The organism is Chitinophaga sp. (genome assembly GCF_036566945.1).
Lineage (GTDB): Bacteria > Bacteroidota > Bacteroidia > Chitinophagales > Chitinophagaceae > Chitinophaga.
Genome location: NZ_DATCVJ010000649.1, coordinates 1 through 2,372, shown reverse-complemented (window position 1 = coordinate 2,372; position 2,372 = coordinate 1). Strand labels below are relative to the sequence as shown.

The following is a 2,372-nucleotide window of genomic DNA, read 5'->3' as shown; positions in this document are numbered from 1 at the left end:
TCGCCATGAGGGCTGGAGGTAAGATAGGTCATGTTGTCGATGGTGCGGCCGGTGAAGGGTATTTCATTGCGCATGACGCTATAGCGATAGGGGCTGCCGAGTATGGCTGTTTCGCCGCTGCGTTTACGCAGGCGTACTATTATTTTACCATTCAGCAGAGAGTCGGCGGGTTGTATAATATAGCTGCCGCTATAGTAACCGGGAATGCCACCTGTTTGTGAGGTGGGCATTTCGCGCAGGGGCGCATTATTAATCCAGCTGCCTTCCGCACCCGGGTAGCCTTTCATTTTTATTCGCAGTGTATCGCCTTCTGAGAGCTGAAGGTTCCCTGCGGGTGATATCTCTATAAAATCTATTCGGAAAGCACTGGTGGCAGTGGCCACTGGTGGCTGATTGTAGTAATAAGTGATATTTTTCGTGTAGGTTTCACCGTTAGGTGTTTCGCTGGTTACTGTAAAACTGCTTCTGCCGGTAGGCAGTTCATATTTTGTCGCGAATGTGCCGGTGGAATATACGTGTACCGTATCGTTATTAATGCGAACGGTGCAGCCAATACAGGTGCGTCCGGCAATAAACTGTTTGGAACTGCTTACATTATTTTGATCCCTTGAAGGCTGGCTAAGACGCAGAAATGCCTGGCTGCTGGCTATAAAGGGGAAACAAAGAATAACAACAATCTGAGGAAAAAACTTCGCTGATAGCATAATAACCTGTCATCAATATCTTGAAAGAGTGTAAAGATAAGCAGGTCAGGGGAATAGGAGAAATAGCTTTTAGCAGCTAGCTTTTAGCTTTTAGCAAATGCAGCGGAGACCAGCACATATTCGTCTTCGCTGCATTTGCTAAAAGCTAGCTGCTAAAAGCTTAAAAGCTGTATTTATTATCTGCAATCAGCTTGTCCGCAATTCTTCTGCGGGCATCCTTTGCATTAAAGGAGGTTGCTTTGGTGAAGCGTTTGAGGCCGAGCAACATCATGCGTTGTTCGTCGCCTTCTGCAAAGCCATTGATGGCATCTTTACCTGATTTGTTGATGCGGTCTGCAGCATCATAAATAAAGGTGCGTACAATATCGGCCTGCAATGCAGCGGCGCTTTCGCCTTTGTTGTTGGTCAGTTTGATTAAACGCAGGAGGGCACTTTCTGCCACAAATGTTTCAATAGCCATATCGGCAATATCCATAAGGATTTCCTGTTCGTTTTCCAGTTTTGCCATCAGCTTTTGTGCGGCAGCACCGGCAGCCATGAGTATCGCTTTCTTGAAGTTGAGAATCATTTTTCTTTCCTGGCTGAAAGGCGTTTCATCATCGTTGCCGAAGTCCGGAATACTTACCAGTTCCTTCATCACATTCATGGCCGGTGTCATCAGGTCCAGCTTACCTTTCAGGGCACGTTTCAGTGTCATGTCGATCGTAAGGAGACGATTGATTTCATTGGTGCCTTCAAAGATGCGGTTGATGCGGGAATCGCGGTACGCTTTTGAAATAATGTATTCATCACTGAAACCGTTACCACCGTGAATTTGTACGCCTTCGTCCACTACATAGTCCAGCACTTCGGAACCGTTTACTTTCAGGATGGCACATTCTACCGCATATTCTTCTGCGGCGCCCAGTAATGCTTCGTTGAAGGGTTTACCTGCAGCAAGCAGTTCTCTTTCTTTATCGTCTATCAGCTGCGCTGTGCGGAACAGGGCTGATTCTGAAGTCCAGGTGCGGATCACCATTTCCGCCAGTTTATGTTTGATAGCGCCGAAGTTGGCGATCGGTTGTTTAAACTGGGTACGGGTATTGGCGTATTGTACGGAAGTATTGACGCATTTCTTTGCGGCGCCCAATGCGGCGGCGCAAAGTTTCAACCGGCCAATGTTCAGGATATTAAAGGCAATCAGGTGACCTTTGCCAATCACGCCCAATACATTTTCTGCAGGTATTTTTGCATCCTGGAAATAGATCTGGCGGGTAGAGGAACCCTTAATCCCCATTTTATGTTCTTCCGCGCCCAGTGTGAATCCGGGCGTGCCTTTCTCTACAATAAAGGCGGTGAATTTGTCACCATCAATTTTTGCAAACACAGTAAATACATCAGCAAAACCGGAATTAGTGATCCAGCTTTTCTGACCATTTAAAACATAGTATTTGCCGTCGTCTGTTAATTTAGCCGTAGTTTTGGCTCCCAGCGCATCAGAGCCGGAATCCGGTTCTGTGAGGGCATAGGCGCCTTTCATTTCACCACTGGCCAGTTTCGGAATGTATTTTTGTTTTTGTTCTTCAGTACCAAAGTAAAGAATCGGCAGGGAACCGATACCGGTATGCGCTGCCATGGCAACAGAAAAAGAGTGACCTGCACCCAGTCCTTCGTTGATAATAGTGGCGG

General features: G+C 46.9%; 2 protein-coding genes. Both read right to left on the bottom strand.

Translation table 11 applies throughout. The features are described from left to right. A partial coding sequence (locus tag VIP81_RS19760; protein WP_331965092.1) for a hypothetical protein occupies positions 1-704 on the bottom strand: 704 nt, incomplete at its 3' end. 160 nt (positions 705-864) lie between these two features. Further along, the coding region (locus tag VIP81_RS19755; protein WP_331965089.1) for an acyl-CoA dehydrogenase family protein at positions 865-2,372 on the bottom strand (1,508 nt) is incomplete at its 5' end.